The sequence below is a fragment of the Geothrix paludis genome (assembly GCF_022808815.1).
Taxonomy (GTDB): domain Bacteria; phylum Acidobacteriota; class Holophagae; order Holophagales; family Holophagaceae; genus Geothrix; species Geothrix paludis.
This window is the reverse complement of sequence record NZ_JAKZLC010000003.1, coordinates 70,994-88,816: the sequence shown is the minus strand read 5'-3', so window position 1 is coordinate 88,816 and position 17,823 is coordinate 70,994. Positions and strand designations below refer to the sequence as shown.

Below are 17,823 nucleotides of genomic sequence, written 5' to 3'. Positions count from 1 at the left end.
AATCCGATCACCTTAGTATTCAATCAGCAGTTACGCCCCTGTAGCTCAGATTAGGCGACTTTCATTCCTGCTTGTTATTGTTCGTTTAAATCTTAATTAGGCACTATCATGAAGATCGTTCCCAATTCCAACCAATCCTCCATCTTCCGAGGGTGTAATGCATGAACAATCCCAGATAGACATACTTTTATCAGCAGCCATAAAATCCTGGGGTGGGGTAATCACTGCGCTAGGGTTTTTCGCTACAACAATATCATTATTTATAATCCCCAAAGAAACCAAATATGAAACAAGGTGGGTAATAGTTATTTTTATGATTTTCGCATATCTATGCCTAGTATTGTTACGAGCTTTTATTGATTCTTATAATTATTCTAATAATTTTTTACCTAAAATAAAAATAGCCAGAAAACCCCTTGGTGCGTACCAAACCACACATGCTTTATTGTTATTAAATCCAACTCCACTTTTGACTTATGACAGTCTCGTTTCCATTTACATACTTGAATCCGAACTTGAAAGACTTGTAGGGATCGGGCGAGTGATTAACATTCAATTAGACAAAAAGATTCAAATAGCTGTCATTTCTGATGTCGATTTTGGAGACAGATGGAAGGCCTTGTATGAGAATCGTTCCGATGATCTATCAAAGTTAATCATTAAACCATCCGTTCCAAACTATATAATAGAAGGAGCTGTTAATGTCTAATGAAGTTAAACCCAAAAGACAACTTATTGCCTCTATTGTTAAAATCATCAACGAATATACTCTTGTCATCAACAAAGGTAGTGATCACGGATTGAAAATCGGCGATCAATTCTTAGTATATTTTCTTGAAAATGAAGAACTTTTTGACCCAGAAACAAATGAAAACCTCGGTAGGCTTGAAATATTAAGAGGGACAGGGAGCATCATTCATTTGCAAGAAAAAATTGCCACCATTAAATCGAATAGAACCACTAAAACCATCAGAACGATCAAACGCACACCCAACCAATGGACGTCTGTACTATTGGGTTCCGAGATCGTCGAGCAGCCTGATGTAGAAGTACTTCCTTTCGAATATCCAGCATTGAACGACAAAGCAAAATTGCTATAGATACTCGCTTGCGGCTGACCCTCCGCTCAACTCGGACCCTACCTGCATTGTCTTTCGCTCTCTCTCAGCTTCTTGCCTCCTCGGCTCCGCTCCTCGCCTCGGTGCAGGCGGGGCCGATAAGCTTCATTCGTCAGGCTTCTTAAAAAATAGTAAACCTTCAACCCAAATATATTTACCTTACAATTTCTATCAGGAGAAATTATGACATCCTACATATCCAAATCTATTCAAGATTTTGCTATACCAACATTATGCATCGCAATTACAGTTGCCTGCTCCAACAAAGCGTCGGACAACAGCATTTCTCAATCCGAGATTAATCAATTGAAACAAAGAATTTCAGCCCTAGAAATTGAGAATGCTAATCTCAAGTTAACCCCAGCCAACTTGCTTGAATCGATTTCATCCGAAGTTAAGAAACAAAATTTGCAGGAATCTAAAAAATTATTAGCGGATATGATATCAAAATATCCACTTTCTCCAGAAAAGGTCAAAGCCGAAGTCTTGGTTAAAAACCTAGAACAGAAACTCATTCGTGATGCCCAAGAAGCTGAACGAATTAAACGGCTTGGCTTCAAAGCTATTCACGACAACTCTCGCTTCGAATCAGAATCAATGATAGTGCAGATTAAATCCTTAGGGCTAACAAATTATTGGGCATTCAATGATTATGGTCACGAACACAACTATCGCCGACCTAGCAGGGACAATATTTTACTTGTCGGGCACATGGCTATAACATCCAAGGATAAAGGGTCTAATCTACCCGGTCTTTATGTCGGTAGCGTAAATGGCGATTCAATTAATATCATCGGCGAATTTCAATATGAATTTGCACGCTGGAAGGATTATGCCACTTATCTTGGTAATTATAGCGACCACGGCAATGACTTTGACTATACAGCAACCATACCGTTCTCTGCTGGTATAGAAATTTCTGTTAATCAGTCAAAACAACCTTTAGCTATTATTGCTACAAAAAATAGACCCATCACCCGTCGGTATGAACGTTTCAAAAATCCACCAGAATGGTACGAAACAAATTATTCAGCTCGTCCTTCTACCGTCACTCTCGAAGACATGAAAACCGGTAAATATCATTTATTAAAATATTTAAATTTAAAGTGAAACCCATCTCTGGCCTAGCCTGCGCTCAGCCAAGCCCCGCCTGCATTGCTTTGCGTTCTCTCTCAACATCCCGCTTCCTCGGCTCCGTTCAGCGACTCGGCGCAGGCGTGGCCGGTTAGCTTCATTCGTTAATCCAATCCTTCTACATACGAAGAACCGCCCATGTCGGGCGGTTCTTCGCGTTTTCAAGCCCTAGTGTCCCGCTTAATGAATCAAAAACCTACATATTCAACGCCCGCCCATACACCGCCCGCGCGGCCTCGGGGAACACTTCGTTCAGGCTGGGGTGCGGGTACATGGTGTTGATGAGCTCATCCACGGTGAACTCGCCGCCCATGAGGGCCACGCTGGAGGCGACGAGCTCGGTGGCCTTGGGGCCGAGGATGTGGATGCCGAGGATCTCGCCGTACTTCTTGTCGGCCACGATCTTGATGAAGCCGTGGGGCTCGCCCACGATGTTGGCCTTGGCCATGGGGGCGAAGGGGAAGGTGCCCACCTGCACGTCGTAGCCCTTGGCCTTGGCGGCCTTCTCGTTGAGGCCGATGGTGCCCACTTCGGGATCGCAGTAGGTGCAGGCGGGGAAGCGGTCGTAGCGCACGGGGTGGGGGTGCACATCCTTGCCCAGGCTTTGCGCGGCGTGCTCGGCGGCCACGATGCCCTCGTCGCTGGCCACGTGGGCCAGCCAGGGGGTGCGCACGATGTCGCCGATGGCGTAGAGGCCGGGTTCGCCGGTCTGCATGAACTTGTCGATGAGGACGCAGCCGCGGTCCACCTGGGCCTTGGTGGCCTCCAGGCCGATGCCCTCCACCATGGGCGCGCGGCCCACGGCCACCAGCAGGTGGCTGCCCACCACCTCGCCGGGGGTCTCGCCTTCGAGGAAGCACACCACGCCGTCGTCCCGCTTCTCGATGCGGGTGATCTTGGTCTTGGTGCGCACGTCCATCTTGTAGGTCTTCTTGAAGATCTTGGCCAGCTCGAGGCCGATCTCCTCGTCCTCCAGGGGCAGGATGGTGTCCATGAACTCCACCAGGGTGACCTTGGAGCCCAGGCGGCTGAAGACAGACGCGAACTCCACGCCGATGGCGCCGGCGCCCAGGATGACCAGGTGGCTCGGCAGCTCGGTGAGGTCGAGGATGTGGTCGCTGTTGAGCACCCGGACGCCATCCGTCTCCAGGCCGGGGATGGGCTTCGGGGCCGAGCCCGTGGCCAGGATGATGCGCTTGGCCTCGTGCACTTCGCCCGCCACGTCCACGCGCCCGCCGCCCAGCAGCTTGCCGAAGCCCTTGAGCACGGTCACCTTGTTCTTCTTCATGAGGAACTCGATGCCCTTGGCGTTCTTCAGGACGATGCGGCCCTTGCGCTTGACGATGGTGGCGAGGTTGGCCTTCAGGCTCTTGGCGTCCACGCCGTCGATGCCGTAGTCGTCGGCCACCTGCATCTGCTCGAAGCGGTGGGCGCTCTCCAGCCAGGTCTTGGCGGGGATGCAGCCGCGGTGGAGGCAGGTGCCCCCCAGGCCCGCATCCTTCTCCACCAGGGCCGTGTTGAGGCCCAGCTGGGCGCCGCGGATGGCGGCGATGTAGCCGCCGGGGCCGGAGCCGATGACGATGAGGTCGAAGGAAGCCATGCTGCGCTCCAAAGAACGGGGTTCCGTGGCGGAACCCCATGATCCCATATTGCCGGGGCCGGGTCGGCCCTAGGCGTACACCAGCGCAGACCGCACTTCCAGGCGGGCGGCCTTCCACTCGGCCCAGGCGCTGCGGAGCTCGGCGCGGTGCAGGGCCAGGGCGGCCTTCCACTCGGCCTTGGCCTCGCGCCAGGCCTCGGCTTTGGCTTGGCCCTTGGCCAGGCCCTTGGCCCGCCACTCGGCCTGCTTCGCCTGCCAGGCCTCGTGCCGGTCGTGCAGGGCCGCCAGGGCGGTGTCCAGCTTCAGGCGGGCGGCCTCCAGGCGGTCCCGCATGGGGTGGGCGCTGCCGGGGCTGGCCAGGGCCAGGCGCTCGCGCAGGCGCTTCTCCTCCATGTGGAGGCGGGCCCGGGTCATGGCCGCGGCGGGCACCCGCCGGAACTGGCCCACGAGGCCCATCCAGCCCAGGACGTTCAGCAGCCACTTGGTGGTGTCCCACTGGTACCAGAGGGCGCCGTTGCGGTAGTCCCACTGCCAGAGGTGGTGGAAGTTGTGGTAGCCCTCGCCGTAGGTGAGGGGCGCCAGGAGCCAGTTATCGCGGGCGGTGTTGGCGTCCGTGTAGGGCCGGCTGCCGAACATGTGGGCGGCGCTGTTGATGAAGAAGGTGGTGTGGTGCGTCACCACGATGCGCAGCGCCACGCCGAAGACCAGGTGGCCCAGGACATTGCCCGTGGCCAGGCCGATCACGAGGGGGATGCAGGTCACCACGGCCCCGATGAGGAAGTGGTGCCGGTGCTGCCACTGCACCAGGGGATCCTTCTCCAGGTCGGCCACGCCGGCCAGGGGCAGGCCCTTGGCCTCCATCACCCAGGTCCAGTGGGCGTACCAGAAGCCCTTGCCGATCTGGTAGGGGTCCTTCTCCGTGTCCACGTGCTGGTGGTGCACCCGGTGGTCGCTGGCCCACTTGAGGGCCGAGTTCTCAAAGGCGGCGGCGCCGAAGCAGAGGAAGAGGAAGCGCACGGGCCAGGTGGCCTTGTAGGCCCGGTGGCTGAAGAGCCGGTGGTAGCCGCCGCTGATGGCGGTGCCCACGGCGGTGATCATGGCGAGGAAGACCAGCCCTTCGCTCCACCGCAGGCCGGACGTGGCCAGCCGCCAGGGCACCAGCACCGCGGCCAGGGCCAAGGTGCCCGTGAGGAAGAGCGTGTTGAGCAGGTTCCAGCGCTTGGATGGGTTCATTCCATAGACTCCAAAAAGAAGCTCAATTCTACCGGAGGACTGTCACAGGAACCCCATGCCAAACTGGCTTTTCCCCCATGAGGTTTCTGTGACCGTCAAACGACCCTGGTACCGCTCCAGCACCTTCTGGATCTTCATGGGCCTGATCCTGGGCGTGCTCCTGGGCGGCTCCCTGCCCCAGGACCAGTACCCCTGGGCCTACGACACCTTCCGCTTCCTCTCCAAGGCCTTCATCAGCCTCATCAAGGGCCTCATCGTCCCCCTGCTCATCTCCACCATCATCGTGGGCATCGCCCAGACGGGGGACATCCGGGCCGTGGGCCGCATGGGCGCCAAGGCCCTCATCTACTTCGAGGTGATCACCACCCTGGCCCTCTTCATCGGCCTCTTCGTGGCCAACTGGCTGAAGCCCGGGGCCCACCTGCCCATGGACATGGGGGCCCACACGGCCGTGGCCGCCGCCAAGGCCAAGACCGGCTGGGAGATCGCCCTCCACATGTTCCCGTCGAACCTCATCCAGCACGCGGCGGACGGGGACATCCTGCCGGTGGTGATCTTCGCGACGATCTTCGGCATCGCCCTCACGAAGGTGGGCGAGCGGGGTCAGCCCGTCCTGGCCTTCTTCGATGGCGTGGCCCAGACCATGTTCAAGTACACGGACTTCGTCATGACCCTCACGCCCCTGGGGGTATTTGGCGCCATGGCCTACAACGTGAGCCACATGGCCGCGGGCCACACGGTGAATGGCGCCCTCATCAAGGGCTGGCCCGCCGTGTTCCACCTGCTCAAGCAGTACAGCCTGCTGGTGGGCAGCCTCTACCTGGCCCTCACGCTGCTGTTCGTGCTCGTCTTCGCGCCGGTGGCCTGGATGGCGGGCATCCGTGTCCTGGGCTTCGTGAAGGCCATCAAGGACCCGGCCCTCACGGCCTTCAGCACCGCCAGCAGCGAGGCGGCCCTGCCCAAGCTGCTGGAAGAAGTGGTGCGCTTCGGCGTGCCGCGCCAGGTGGCCAGCTTCGTCATCCCCACGGGCTACAGCTTCAACCTGGACGGCTCCACCCTCTACCTGGTGCTGGCCAGCCTCACCATCGCCCAGGCCGCGGGCATCCACATGAGCCTGGGCCAGCAGCTGCTCATGGTCTTCACCTTCATGCTCACCAGCAAGGGCGTGGCGGGCGTGCCCCGGGCCACCCTGGTCATCATCGCCGGCACCTGCGGCAGCTTCGGCCTGCCGGGGGAGGCGGGCATCGCCATGCTGCTGGCCGTGGACGAGATCATGGACATGGCCCGCACCACCGTGAACGTCATCGGCAACGGACTGGCCAGTGTGGTGGTAGCCCGCTGGGAAGGCGTCTTCGGCACGGACCCGGAGCTGCTGCCGGACCAGGAGGGATAGCCATCTCCTACCCGGAGTAGCGCCCGAATCCTTGTCTTGAAAGCCTTTCGCCGGTACCCTGGTGAATTCCCAATGCGGCGCTGCATCAGGATCCGACCGGGGGCTCCATGAAGATCATCGTGACCGACGAGGTGACCGGCGAAGGCCTAGCCCTGCTCCAGCGCGACCCGCGCGTGACCCTCGACGTGAAGCTGGGACTGTCCACGGAGGAGCTGCACGCCTGCATCGGCGGCTACGACGCCATCATCACCCGCAGCGGCACCACGGTGGACAAGGCCCTGCTGGACGCCGCCACGAACCTGAAGATCGTGGCCCGGGCCGGCGTGGGCATCGACAACGTGGACGTGGACTACGCCAGCTCCAAGGGCGTCATCGTGGTGAACGCGCCCTTCGGCAACACCAACAGCGCCGCCGAGCACACCCTGGCCCTGCTGCTCTCGGCCTGCCGGCACGTTCCGGCCGCGGACGCCAGCCTCAAGGCCGGGGAGTGGAAGCGGGCGAAGTTCACGGGCGTGGAGCTGAAGGGCAAGACCGCCGGCGTCATCGGCCTCGGCAAGGTGGGCGGCCGCGTGGCCACGCGGCTCAAGGCCTTCGAGTGCGAGGTGCTGGGCTGCGATCCCTACATCAGCGCCAAGCGGGCCCAGGACCTGGGCGTGCGCCTCACGGACCTGGACGAGCTCTGCCGCACCTGCGACATCCTCACGGTGCACACCCCCCTGAACGACGAGACCCGCGGCATGATCGGCCCGGAGCAGCTGGCCCTGATGAAGGCGGGCGTCATCCTGCTCAACGTGGCCCGGGGCGGCATCTTGGACGAGCCCGCCCTGCTGGCGGCCCTGGATTCCGGCAAGGTGGCCCTGGCGGCTGTGGACGTCTGGTCCGAGGAACCGCCCAAGACCGACGTGCTCAAGCGCCTCATCGGCCACGAGCGGGTGGTGGTCACCCCCCACCTGGGCGCCAACACCCAGGAGGCCCAGGTGAACGTGGCCATCGACGTGTCCCGGGAGATCCTCAGCTACCTGGATCGCGCCCCCCTGGAGAATGCCGTGAACCTGCCCCGCTTCGATCCGGCGGTCATGGACCAGATGCGGCCCTACTTCAAGCTCATGGCCGTGCTCAGCGAGTTCGGCCTCCAGCTGGTGAAGGGCAGCCTGGACCGCGTCACCTTCGGCTTCGCCGGCGCCATCGCCCACCACGACTGCTCGCCCCTCACCGTGAGCGGCCTGGCCGCCCTGCTGGGCCGGGCCACGGACCAGCCCGTGAACATGGTCAACGCCAACCTGGTGGCCGAGCGCATGGGCCTGGTGGTGGAGGAGCGGAAGTCCACCGAAGGGGGCGCCTTCTCCAACCTGGTCACCCTCACGCTGGAAGGCAGCGGGAAGACCCGCGTGCTGTCGGGCACCCTCTTCGAGGGCACCCCCCGCATCGTCCGCCTGCGGGACTACGCCATGGACTTCATGCCCGAGGAGCACATGCTCCTCCTGAGCTACCTGGACCGCCCGGGCATGATCGGCAAGATCGGCACCGTGCTGGGCCAGCATGACGTCAACATCGCCTTCATGAACCTGGGCCGCCGCGAGAAGAAGGGCGAGGCCATGGTGGTGCTCTCCGTCGACTCGCCGGTGCCGCCCGCGGTGGTCGCCGAGCTCCAGCAGGCCACGGAGGCCACCTTCATCCGGGCGCTGCACCTGCCCTCCGCCGCGCAGGCCTAGGCTGGAGGATGCGATGATGGAGGGCTGGAGGCCTCTTTGAAACTCATCGCCTGGGACTTCGACGGCACGCTGGTGGACAGCCGCCCCCTCATCGAGGCGGGCATGGCCCACGCCCTGGACGCCCTGGGCCAGCCGCGCTCGGTCATGGGCGAGTGGCTCAAGTACGTGGGCCTGCCCGTGGAGGCGGGCATCCGGAACACCTTCGGCCCCCTGGGCCTGGACTACGACACGGTGCTCAAGGCCTACCGGAGCTTCGGCCATGCGGACCACGAGCACCTGATGCAGCCCTTCGACGGCATCCCGGAGCTGCTCGAGGAGCTGCGGGGGCGCGGCCAGCGCATGGCGGTGGCCACCTCCAAGCGCCGGGTCCCCCTGTTGCGCCAGATGGCCCGCTGGGGCTGGGAGGCCTACTTCGACCCCATCATCACCCCCGACGAGGTCACGCACGGGAAGCCCCACCCCGAGAGCCTGGAGAAGATGCAGGCCCTGACCGGCCTGGCCCCGGAGGAGATCCTCATGGTGGGCGACACCCCCTTCGACCTGGACATGGCCCGGGACGCCGGGGTGCCCAGCGTGGCCGTGGGCCACGGCTTCTACTCCCAGGAGGCCCTGGCCGCCTGCGGCCCCCGGGCCTACGCCCCGGACACGGCGGCCCTGCGGGACATCCTCCTGGCCTATCTATGATCCGGGGGGACCGCCTGCTCGCCGCGCTCGCGATGTCCCCCCGGACCCCCAGGCTTTCACCAGGCCGAGCCTGCTGAAAGCCCCCACTTCGGAGACCTCATGGCCGAGCTGACGCACCTCGATCCCGAAGGCCGCCCCAAGATGGTGGACGTCTCCGCCAAGGCCGTGACCCGGCGCATCGCCGTGGCCGCGGGCTACCTGGAGCTGGACGCCCCCGCCGCCGAGGCCCTCTCGAAGGGCGGCGGCCCCAAGGGCGATCCCTGGTCCGTGGCGCGGATCGGGGCGGTGGGAGGCGTGAAGCGCGCCTCGGACCTGATTCCCCTTGCCCACCCCCTGGCCATCGAGGCCGTGGATGTCGTCCACCACTGGGATCCCGCCACCCGACGGGCCTGGCTCCGGGTGGCCGTGAGCTGCGAGGGGCGCACGGGCATCGAGATGGAGGCCCTGGCCGGGGTGACCGTGGGCCTGCTGGTGCTCTACGACATGCTCAAGGCCGTGAGCCACGGCATGGCCATCGGGCCGGCCCGTCTCCTCCGCAAAGAAGGGGGTCGACGGGGCACCGTGACCCTGCCCTGGGAAGGGTGCCCCTGGGCGCCCTGAGCCCGCCACGCCAGTTGGAAAACATTTGCATATGCAAGGTTCCAGGACCCCGGTAGGATTGGGGACTGGACTGTTCCTTATTCCATCGTCGACCGGGGTCACGACCCCCCCAAGGAGGCCTAGCGAAGCAGGCTTTTCCGTTCCAGCCGGGAGTTTATTCATGCGTCTTGCCGTCTTGACCCTCGTTCTCGCGTCCCTCAGCCTCGGCCTCCAGGCCGCTCCGAAGCGGACCTCCAAGAAGACCTCGTCCAGGCCCGCCGATGATGGCGCCGTCCACATCGTGCGCAAAGGCGAGACCGCTGCCGCGATCGCCCGCGCCCATGGCATGAGCCTGGCCGACCTGACCGCCCTGAACCCCGGACGGAAGCTGTCCAAGCTGTCCCTGGGCATGAAGCTGAAGGTGCGCGCGTCCAAGGCCGAGACCCGGGCCGCGGCGCCGGAGGCGGAAGAATCCGCCGTCCAGCCTCTCCCGGCCGTGCCCCGGCCCGCCCTCGCCGCCCTGCCCGCGCCCGCCGTCGTGCCCCCGGCGCCCATGCCCCACCTGGAGCGCCTGCTGCCCTACCAGGTCCGCGCCGTGGCTCCCGAAGCCCGGACCGGCGGGACCTCCGGCCACCTCGAGGCGCACTTGCCCCCGGACAATCCCTCCCAGCTCCTGGCCCGGATGCAGCCCGTCATGCCGCCCGTCAGCGAAGCCGAGCTGAACGCCCTGCTGCCCACCTTCACGCCGGCCGACCCGGGCCATCTCGACCTGCTCTGGCCCGTGGAGACCCGGACCATCAGCTCCGCCTGGGGCCCCCGGATGCGCACCAAGACGGTGCGGGTGAAGAACCAGCGCAAGAAGCGGATCCGCTACAAGGGCCGGCACCGCGGCATCGACCTCAACGCCCCCGCCGGCACGGCCGTGTTCGCGGCCCTGGACGGGCAGGTGGTGATGGCCGGGAAGCACAAGCAGTACGGCAACTTCGTGGTGGTGGACCACGGGAACGGTGTGGCCACCCTCTACGCCCACCATCAGCTGAACCTGGTCCATGAGGGCGACATCGTCCGCCGGGGCCAGAAGATCGCCGAAGTGGGCCGCACGGGCAACGCCACGGGTCCCCACCTCCACTTCGAGCTCAAGATCGACGGGGTTCAGCAGAATCCCCTGCCGGTCCTCAACGACGAGGAAGAGATCTCCGCCGAACTGGCCGCCCAGAACGCCCTGCTGGGGACCGGCGCCAGGCGCTGATCCGCGACTCCCATCAGGGAGGTCCAGGCACGCTGAACCTCCGCGCCACCCGCGGCACTGGAAGGAAGCGCCCCACCGTGTCCCGGCGCGGGACCGGCCGCGGGCGCCATGCTAGACTTGATCCTTTCGCCGTTCTGAGGTGGTCATGCCGTTGTACCGAGCTACCCTTCGGGCCCTGGGGGCCGTCGTGCTTCTGGCCTCGGCGCTGGCCTGCGGAGGGAAGAAGGGCGGGGACAGTGTCGCCGCCACCAAGATCACCGTCTCGGGCACCGTCACCTACACCCGCGTGCCCCTCGCCACGGACGCCAATGGCGTGCCCACGGGACTGGTGGACAGCACCGTGGCGACGAACCTCAAGTCTCTGCCCGCCCGGTACGTCAAGATCCGGGTCTACCAGCGCTGGGACCAGGTCAACCCCGATGGGGTGACCAAGTCCACCTCCTGGGTCCAGGTCTCCTCCAAGGACGATTCGACCTACACCGACGCCAACGGGGCCTACAGCGTGACGGTCCTCAAGGACAAGCCCCTGATGGTCGAGCTCCTGAGCACCTTCGACGGGGGCGGAACCCCGGTGAACCTGATCGGAGACCCGGCCGGCATCAACAGCACCATCCCCCAGGCCACCCGCCTCCGCTACGCGATGCGCAAGGCCGTGGACGGCACCGCCCCTTCGGGAGACCCGACGCCTTCGGCCCTCCCGGCCGGAAACAGCGTCGTCAACTTCACGGTCGGGCTCTCGGACGCCTGGTGGCTGGTCGATCCGACCCTGATTTCCGGCTACCTCATGTCCCCCGAAGGGGCCAGCCCCGTCCTTGAGACCAGCCTGTCCGGCAGGACCACGGGCACCGGCAGCCGCGTCCTCGCCATCGGCGACACCATCGCCAGCTACCGGACCGCCTTCGGGACCGCCACCCCGGGCGGCGTCCTTGACCTCCACTATGCCCCGGGCGTGTCGGAGCCCCGCGGCTCCTTCGTGGAATTCGACCAGTCCGTCTACCCCCTGTCCTACGACTACCTCCGCCAGACCTTCCATTATTTCGGATCCATCCAGGGCGGCCCGACCAACGACGATGCGTGGGACGAAGGCGTCATTCTGCCCCTGATCGCGCGTGGCGCCCTCTATGCCAGCGGATCCGGCCGGACCTTCTCCATCCCCCGGGCCCCCCTGTTCCCCGTCGGCGCGGCCCTCGCGGACCTGAGCCCGGACATGGCGCGCATCGAGGGCCTGGCCGGGGCCATGGCCGCCAATGTCCTGAAGTCCCCCTACCTGGCGGACACCCAGGGCACCGGCCTGGCCGCCCCCGTCGTCGACATCCGGGACATGAGCGGGCTGACCTCCGCCCAGCTCACGCCCTACGCCGCCCCGGCCCTCCGCGCCCTGGCCTGGCAGATCATCCTCAAGGCCAACAGCCTCGCCAGCCCGGGGACGCCCACCGATTGGGCCAAGATCGATCCCCTGGCCGCGGCCAGGCTGTTCCTGTCCCCCAACAGGACGAACTCCGACGGGCTCCGGGATTCGGAACCGCTCAACATCTACTCCCAGGTCGCCCGGCTCAAGGAGTCCAAGACCTCGGCCGAACCGGTCGATCTCGCGACGATCTTCACAGATTCGACCCTGGGCGCCCTCACGACACCCTTCGGCATGCCCTGGCCGCGGCCCACCACCGGGCCCTTGGCCTCCTTCGTGGTGGATTGGGGCACGGATCCCAACGCGCTCACCACCCCGCTGGCCCCCTTCACCCTCAGCATGGCCAAGGCCGTCCAGGTGGCGGGCAGCTATCCGAACCAGTCCGAAGGCGAAGTGTTCTACAGCGGCTTCAACCTCAGCGCCGACCGGCGCTACGTGGTCGGCGTGAGCATCTCCCCGGCCCTGGCGGCCGGCAGCGAGGTGGATCTGGACCTGCCTTACATCGACCGGAGCTTCGCCTTCACCGGCGCCGGCGGCACCACGGAGGCGCTCACCCTCCCCGCCTACCGGACCCCTCCGGCCTACCATCCGGTGCGGGTGCGGCTGAAGAGCCCGGGCGCCATCCAGCCCGACGTGATCGTGACCGTGAGCTTCACGCCCAGCCTCTAGTCCTCCGCCCAGGAGACGCCATGACCGCCGCTTCCGCCCTCCAGGCCCTGCAGGCCCGGGCACCCTTCGTCCCGGATCTCGCCATCGTCCTGGGCTCGGGCCTGGGCGCCCTGGCGGAAAGCCCCGAAGCGAAGGCCGGCGTGGCCGTCCCCTTCACGGACCTTCCGGGCTTCCCGGCCCCCACCGTGGCTGGCCACGGCGGCAAGCTGGTCTTCTGCGAGTTCGAGGGCCGGAAGATCGTCCTCCAGGCGGGGCGCTTCCACTTCTACGAGGGCCATCCCATGCCCCTCGTCGTCACGCCCATGCGCCTCTACGGGCGCCTCGGCGCGAAGGCCGTCCTGCTCACCAACGCCGCAGGGGCCCTCAACCCCGCTTTCGGCGTGGGCGAGCTGATGGCCCTCACGGACCACATCAACCTCTTCGGCACCAACCCCCTCATCGGCCCCAACGTGGCGCCCGGCCCCCGCTTCCCGGACATGACGGCGGTCTACGACCCGACCTTCCGGGCCCACCTCGCTGCCTGCGCCGCGCGGCTGGGCCAAACGCTCCGCGAAGGCGTCTACCTGGGCCTGACGGGCCCCAGCTACGAGACCCCCGCCGAGATCCGGGCCTTCCGGGTGATGGGCGCCGACGCCGTGGGCATGAGCACCGTGCCCGAGGCCATCGTGGCCCGGCACGAAGGCATGCGCGTGGCCGGAATCTCCTGCCTCTGCAACATGGCCGCCGGCATCCTGCCCCAGCCCCTCACCCACCAGGAAGTGCTCGAGGCCGGCGCCGCCGCCGCGGGCCGCTTCGAGGCCCTGGTGCGGGCGTTCGTGAGGGATCTGCCGCTGTAGTGGCCTGAACACCAGCCCCACTGTTACGGGAAAGAAGAAGCCCGGCTCTGCCGGGCTTCTTCGCGGGGGCCCGGGGGTGTGCGCGCAGCGCGGGACCCCCGGACTAATTCTGGCTCTTTTGATGCTCCTCCACGAGCCGGCTGACCACGTCCGGCTCCGCCAGGGTGGAGATGTCGCCCATGCCGTCGTACTCGCTGGAGGCGATCTTGCGGAGGATGCGCCGCATGATCTTGCCGCTGCGGGTCTTGGGCAGGCCCGAGGCGATGTGGATGACGTCCGGCGAGGCGAAAGCGCCGATGACCTGCCGCACCTGCTCCTTGAGGGCGCCGACGAGCTGCTGGTTGTCGGCGAAGCCGGTGTTGAGCAGCACGTAGCAGTAGATGCCCTGGCCCTTGATGGGATGCGGATAGCCCACCACCGCGGCCTCCGCCACGGCCTCGTGGGCCACGAGCGCGCTCTCCACCTCGGCGGTGCCGAGGCGGTGGCCGCTCACGTTGATCACGTCGTCGATGCGGCCGGTGATCCAGTAGTAGCCGTCCTCGTCCCGCCGGGCGCCGTCCCCGGTGAAGTAGTAGCCCGGATACTGGGTGAAGTAGGTCTCGCGGAACCGCTTGTGGTCGCCATGGACCGTCCGGGCCTGGCCCGGCCAGGGGGCGCCCAGGCAGAGGGCCCCCTCAACCCCGTTGCCCTCGATGGGCACGCCTGTGGAGGGATCCACGATGACGGGCTTCACGCCGAAGAAGGGCAGGGTCGCCGAGCCGGGCTTGGTGGGCGTCACGCCCGGCAGGGGGGTGATGAGGATGCCGCCGGTCTCGGTCTGCCACCAGGTGTCCACCACGGTGCAGCGGCCCTCGCCCACGACATCGTGGTACCAGCGCCAGACCTCGGGGTTGATGGGCTCTCCCACGGTGCCGAGGATACGCAGCGACTTGCGGCTGTACTTGTGGATCCAGCTGTCGCCCGCCTGGGCCAGCGCGCGCAGGGCCGTGGGGGCCGTATAGAGGATGTTCACGCCCAGGTCGTCCACCACCTGCCAGTAGCGGCCGGCGTCCGGATAGAGCGGCGTGGATTCGAAGATCACCGTGGTGGCGCCGTTGGCCAGGGGGCCGTAGACGATGTAGCTGTGCCCCGTGACCCAGCCGATGTCGGCGGCGCACAGGTAGATGTCATCGGGGTGGTAGTCGAAGACCAGCTTGTGGGTGAAGGCCGCGTAGGTGAGGTAGCCGCCGGTGGTGTGCAGCAGGCCCTTGGGCTTCCCCGTGCTGCCGGAGGTGTAGAGGATGAAGAGGGGGTCCTCCGCGCCCATCCACTCGTTGGTGCAGGTGGAGCGCTGCCGGGCGGCCTCCTCGTCCAGCCACAGGTCCCGGCCGGGCTGCATGGGCACGTCGCTGTCCGTGCGCCGGGCCACCAGGACCGTCTCCACCAGGGACATGCCCTCGATGGCGCGGTCCACGGTCTTCTTGAGGGGGACCTTCTTCCCGCCCCGCAGGCCCTCGTTGGCCGTCACCACGACCTTGCAGCGGGCATCCACGATGCGATCCCGCAGGGATTCCGCCGAGAATCCGCCGAAGACCACGGAATGCACAGCGCCGATGCGGGCGCAGGCGAGCATGGTGTAGACCAGCTCGGGGATCATCGTCATGTAGACGCAGACCCGGTCGCCCTTCTTCACGCCGTTGTGCAGGAGGACGTTCGCCACGCGGGCCACGTGATGCTTGAGGTCGCGGTAGGTGATGTGGGTGTAGACGCCAGGCTCGTCCTGGGCCCAGATGATGGCGTCCTTGTCGCCCAGGTGGGGCAGGTGGCGATCCACGCAGTTGAAGCAGGCGTTGAGGCGCCCGCCCAGGAACCAGGAGAAGTCCACTTCGTTGTAGTCCGCGTCGAAGACGGACTGCCAGGGGTGGAACCAGGTGAGGGACTTGGCCTGTTCCCCCCAGAACCACTCCGGGTTGTCCAGGGACAGTCGGTACAGGCGGTGGTACTCCTCCATGGTCTTGATGTGGGCCCGCTCCCGGATGTGGGGCTTCACGGGGTAGAGGTCTTCGGACATGGGTCGGCTCCGTGCCAGAGGGTGAAATGAAGGCGGGAAATGGCGGAGGAGCGTGTGGATGCCGGTGGAGGCCTGGATCTCCACGCAGGTCCGTCAGGCTGTGAAAGACATTGGAAGGGGGGAGGAGGCGATCATTCTCCGACCCGCCCCGGCCCTTGTCCAGCACTCGTTACCTCGGGTAGAGCCTCCAGTCCGGTGCCCAGAACCCAAGAGGTGGGGTCGGGCGAAGTCCCCTCCGCCCGACCCCTTCTGCCTTCCCGGCGGCCCGGCCGCCGGGAAGTCTGATCAATGCTGGTAGGTGGTGATGTCGCGGTCCTTGGTCTCCTTCAGGAAGAGGGCCCCGATCACCACGGTCATGAGGGCCACGACGACGGGATACCAAAGCCCGAAGTAGATGTTGCCCTTCAGCGCCACGATGGCCGTCGCGATGAGGGGCAGCATGCCGCCGAACCAGCCGTTGCCGATGTGGTAGGGCAGCGACATGGAGGTGTAGCGGATGTTCGTGGGGAAGAGCTCCACCAGGAAGGCGGCGATGGGCCCGTAGACCATGGTCACGTAGATGAGGAAGACGAACAGGATCAGGAGGGTCATGGGGTAGTTGACCTTGGACTTGTCGGCTTCCTTGGGATAGCCGAGGTCGTTCAGAGCCTTCTTGAGGGCGCCTTCCGAGGCCGCGCTCCAGCCTTCCACCCGGGTGGTGGTGACCTGGCCCGTGGCGGCGTTCCGGCCCTGGATGGTGGCGACCACCATCTTGCCGGCCTCGGGCGCCACCTTGGTGAAGTTGAGGCCCTGCTTGCCGAAGAAGTCGTTCACGCGGTCCAGCTCCGTGAACTTGCTCCAGGGGCCGACGAAGAGGTTGAAGGTCTCGTCCTTGGGATTGCCGGCCACCGTGATCACGGTGCTGTTCTGGAAGGTCTCCAGGGCCGGGTTCACATAGTGGGTCAGCTGCTTGAACAGGGGGAAGAAGGTGACGGCGGCGATGAGGCAGCCCGCCAGGATGATCTTCAGGCGGCCGATCTTGTCCGACAGCCAGCCGAAGAAGATGAAGAAGGGCGTGCCCAGCAGCAGGGAGGCGCCGATGAGCATGTAGGTGGTCTGGTAGTCCAGCTTCAGCGTGATCTGCATGAAGAAGAGCGCGTAGAACTGGCCGGTGTACCACACCACGCCCTGGCCCGCGGTGGCGCCGAGGAGGGCGAGCAGCGCGTACTTGTTGTTGGGGTACTTCAGGAAGCTGTCGCTGAGGGGGGCCTTGGAGGTCTTGCCCTCGGCCTTCATCTTGGTGAAGATCGGCGACTCGTGCAGCTTCAGGCGGATCCAGACGGACACACCGAGCAGGATGATGGACACCAGGAAGGGGATGCGCCAGCCCCAGACGGCGAAGGCTTCCTTCGTCATGCCGCCGCGGCAGGCCATGATGATGCCGAGGCAGAGGAAGAAGCCCACGGTGGCCGTGGTCTGGATCCAGCTCGTGTTGTAGCCGCGGCGGTCGTGGGCGGAGTGCTCCGCCACGTAGGTCGCGGCGCCGCCGTACTCACCGCCGAGGGCCAGGCCCTGCAGGAGGCGCAGCGTCACCATGATGATGGGCGCCAGCCAGCCCACGGTCTCGAAGGTGGGCAGGAGGCCCACGCCGAAGGTGGAGAGGCCCATGACCATGATGGTCACGAGGAACGTGTACTTGCGGCCGATGAGGTCGCCGATGCGGCCGAACACCAGGGCGCCGAAGGGTCGGACCAGGAAGCCCGCCGCGTAGGCCGCGAAGGCGGACAGCAGGGCGGCCGTGTCATTCCCCTTGGGGAAGAACAGGTGGGCGAAGAACGGCGCCAGCGTGGCGTAGAGGTAGAAGTCGTACCACTCGAACACCGTCCCCACGGACGAGGCGACGATCACCATGCGTTCTTCTTTGGTGAGCGGGGTCTTGGTGGCGATTTGCTCGGTTACGATGGCCATGTCGTGTTGCCTCCTTGAATGTTCCTTCGGTTGAAGCTGGGCGTTCAGTGGTCCTTCTCGTGGTCGAGCCGGATGGCAGCTCAGGTGCGGAACCTTTCGAAATCCCCTTTCGTGAGGCCGGCCTGAGCCGGTGATGGTGGTCTGAGTACGCCTGGATGGCTCCAGGCCGAATGCGACGGATCGTTATGGGTTCGCGGCGGACATGCCCCGC

General features: G+C 64.5%; 14 protein-coding genes. 10 read left to right on the top strand and 4 right to left on the bottom strand.

Features of this window, described 5'->3' with window-relative positions:
- The first annotated feature begins 157 nt into the window (after positions 1 to 157).
- The 3 genes from MLE64_RS08695 (at position 158) to MLE64_RS08685 (ending at position 2,228) form a co-directional block, all read left to right on the top strand.
- The gene (locus MLE64_RS08695; RefSeq protein WP_243317368.1) at positions 158 to 709 is read left to right on the top strand and encodes a hypothetical protein; all 552 of its coding nucleotides are present in this window, start codon (positions 158 to 160) and stop codon (positions 707 to 709) included.
- Positions 702 to 1,100: a hypothetical protein gene (locus tag MLE64_RS08690; RefSeq protein WP_243317367.1), complete on the top strand. Its 399-nt coding sequence runs from the start codon at positions 702 to 704 to the stop codon at positions 1,098 to 1,100. Before MLE64_RS08695 ends, MLE64_RS08690 begins: the two co-directional genes overlap by 8 nt.
- 201 nt (positions 1,101 to 1,301) lie before the next feature.
- On the top strand, positions 1,302 to 2,228 hold the full coding sequence (locus MLE64_RS08685) for a hypothetical protein (RefSeq protein WP_243317366.1): 927 nt from the start codon (positions 1,302 to 1,304) through the stop codon (positions 2,226 to 2,228).
- Positions 2,229 to 2,448: 220 nt separating this feature from the next.
- On the opposite strand, the gene lpdA is transcribed toward MLE64_RS08685, so the two are convergent.
- Together lpdA and MLE64_RS08675 are read right to left on the bottom strand one after the other, a co-directional pair.
- Positions 2,449 to 3,852, bottom strand: a complete 1,404-nt coding sequence (lpdA, locus tag MLE64_RS08680) for a dihydrolipoyl dehydrogenase (protein ID WP_243317365.1) — start codon at positions 3,850 to 3,852, stop codon at positions 2,449 to 2,451.
- Positions 3,853 to 3,921: 69 nt separating this feature from the next.
- Complete coding sequence (locus MLE64_RS08675) at positions 3,922 to 5,085, bottom strand: fatty acid desaturase (RefSeq protein ID WP_243317364.1); 1,164 nt, start codon at positions 5,083 to 5,085, stop codon at positions 3,922 to 3,924.
- Positions 5,086 to 5,173: 88 nt separating this feature from the next.
- Here MLE64_RS08675 and MLE64_RS08670 point away from each other — a divergent pair, with 88 nt between their 5' ends.
- The 7 genes from MLE64_RS08670 (at position 5,174) to MLE64_RS08640 (ending at position 13,615) form a co-directional block, all read left to right on the top strand.
- On the top strand, positions 5,174 to 6,478 hold the full coding sequence (locus MLE64_RS08670) for a dicarboxylate/amino acid:cation symporter (protein WP_243317363.1): 1,305 nt from the start codon (positions 5,174 to 5,176) through the stop codon (positions 6,476 to 6,478).
- 107 nt (positions 6,479 to 6,585) lie between these two features.
- On the top strand, positions 6,586 to 8,190 hold the full coding sequence (serA, locus tag MLE64_RS08665; protein WP_243317362.1) for a phosphoglycerate dehydrogenase: 1,605 nt from the start codon (positions 6,586 to 6,588) through the stop codon (positions 8,188 to 8,190).
- A 36-nt stretch (positions 8,191 to 8,226) separates the two neighbouring features.
- The gene (locus MLE64_RS08660) at positions 8,227 to 8,874 is read left to right on the top strand and encodes an HAD family hydrolase (RefSeq protein WP_243317361.1); all 648 of its coding nucleotides are present in this window, start codon (positions 8,227 to 8,229) and stop codon (positions 8,872 to 8,874) included.
- A 99-nt stretch (positions 8,875 to 8,973) separates the two neighbouring features.
- Positions 8,974 to 9,474 carry a cyclic pyranopterin monophosphate synthase MoaC gene (gene moaC, locus MLE64_RS08655; RefSeq protein ID WP_243317360.1) on the top strand — a complete coding sequence of 167 codons (501 nt, stop codon included), beginning with the start codon at positions 8,974 to 8,976 and terminating at the stop codon, positions 9,472 to 9,474.
- 160 nt (positions 9,475 to 9,634) lie between these two features.
- Positions 9,635 to 10,702 carry a LysM peptidoglycan-binding domain-containing M23 family metallopeptidase gene (locus MLE64_RS08650; protein ID WP_243317359.1) on the top strand — a complete coding sequence of 356 codons (1,068 nt, stop codon included), beginning with the start codon at positions 9,635 to 9,637 and terminating at the stop codon, positions 10,700 to 10,702.
- Between the two features lie 145 nt (positions 10,703 to 10,847).
- Positions 10,848 to 12,779 (top strand): hypothetical protein, encoded by a 1,932-nt coding sequence (locus tag MLE64_RS08645; RefSeq protein WP_243317358.1) that lies wholly within the window; start codon positions 10,848 to 10,850, stop codon positions 12,777 to 12,779.
- Between the two features lie 20 nt (positions 12,780 to 12,799).
- Entirely contained in the window at positions 12,800 to 13,615 is an 816-nt protein-coding gene (locus MLE64_RS08640; protein WP_243317357.1) for a purine-nucleoside phosphorylase, read from the top strand.
- A gap of 103 nt (positions 13,616 to 13,718) precedes the next feature.
- Here the strand turns inward: MLE64_RS08640 and acs are convergent, their stop codons facing one another.
- The gene (acs, locus tag MLE64_RS08635; protein ID WP_243317356.1) at positions 13,719 to 15,665 is read right to left on the bottom strand and encodes an acetate--CoA ligase; all 1,947 of its coding nucleotides are present in this window, start codon (positions 15,663 to 15,665) and stop codon (positions 13,719 to 13,721) included.
- A 285-nt stretch (positions 15,666 to 15,950) separates the two neighbouring features.
- The gene (locus MLE64_RS08630) at positions 15,951 to 17,612 is read right to left on the bottom strand and encodes an MFS transporter (protein WP_243317355.1); all 1,662 of its coding nucleotides are present in this window, start codon (positions 17,610 to 17,612) and stop codon (positions 15,951 to 15,953) included.
- Positions 17,613 to 17,823: the final 211 nt, after the last annotated feature.

Excerpts from the sequence above, each read along its gene's own strand:
- MLE64_RS08695 (WP_243317368.1), top strand. The coding sequence starts at position 158 with ATGCATGAACAATCCCAGATAGACATACTTTTATCAGCAGCCATAAAA.
- MLE64_RS08690 (WP_243317367.1), top strand. The coding sequence starts at position 702 with ATGTCTAATGAAGTTAAACCCAAAAGACAACTTATTGCCTCTATTGTT.
- MLE64_RS08685 (WP_243317366.1), top strand. The coding sequence starts at position 1,302 with ATGACATCCTACATATCCAAATCTATTCAAGATTTTGCTATACCAACA.
- lpdA (WP_243317365.1), bottom strand. The coding sequence starts at position 3,852 with ATGGCTTCCTTCGACCTCATCGTCATCGGCTCCGGCCCCGGCGGCTAC.
- MLE64_RS08675 (WP_243317364.1), bottom strand. The coding sequence starts at position 5,085 with ATGAACCCATCCAAGCGCTGGAACCTGCTCAACACGCTCTTCCTCACG.
- serA (WP_243317362.1), top strand. The coding sequence starts at position 6,586 with ATGAAGATCATCGTGACCGACGAGGTGACCGGCGAAGGCCTAGCCCTG.
- moaC (WP_243317360.1), top strand. The coding sequence starts at position 8,974 with ATGGCCGAGCTGACGCACCTCGATCCCGAAGGCCGCCCCAAGATGGTG.
- MLE64_RS08650 (WP_243317359.1), top strand. The coding sequence starts at position 9,635 with ATGCGTCTTGCCGTCTTGACCCTCGTTCTCGCGTCCCTCAGCCTCGGC.
- MLE64_RS08645 (WP_243317358.1), top strand. The coding sequence starts at position 10,848 with ATGCCGTTGTACCGAGCTACCCTTCGGGCCCTGGGGGCCGTCGTGCTT.
- MLE64_RS08640 (WP_243317357.1), top strand. The coding sequence starts at position 12,800 with ATGACCGCCGCTTCCGCCCTCCAGGCCCTGCAGGCCCGGGCACCCTTC.
- acs (WP_243317356.1), bottom strand. The coding sequence starts at position 15,665 with ATGTCCGAAGACCTCTACCCCGTGAAGCCCCACATCCGGGAGCGGGCC.
- MLE64_RS08630 (WP_243317355.1), bottom strand. The coding sequence starts at position 17,612 with ATGGCCATCGTAACCGAGCAAATCGCCACCAAGACCCCGCTCACCAAA.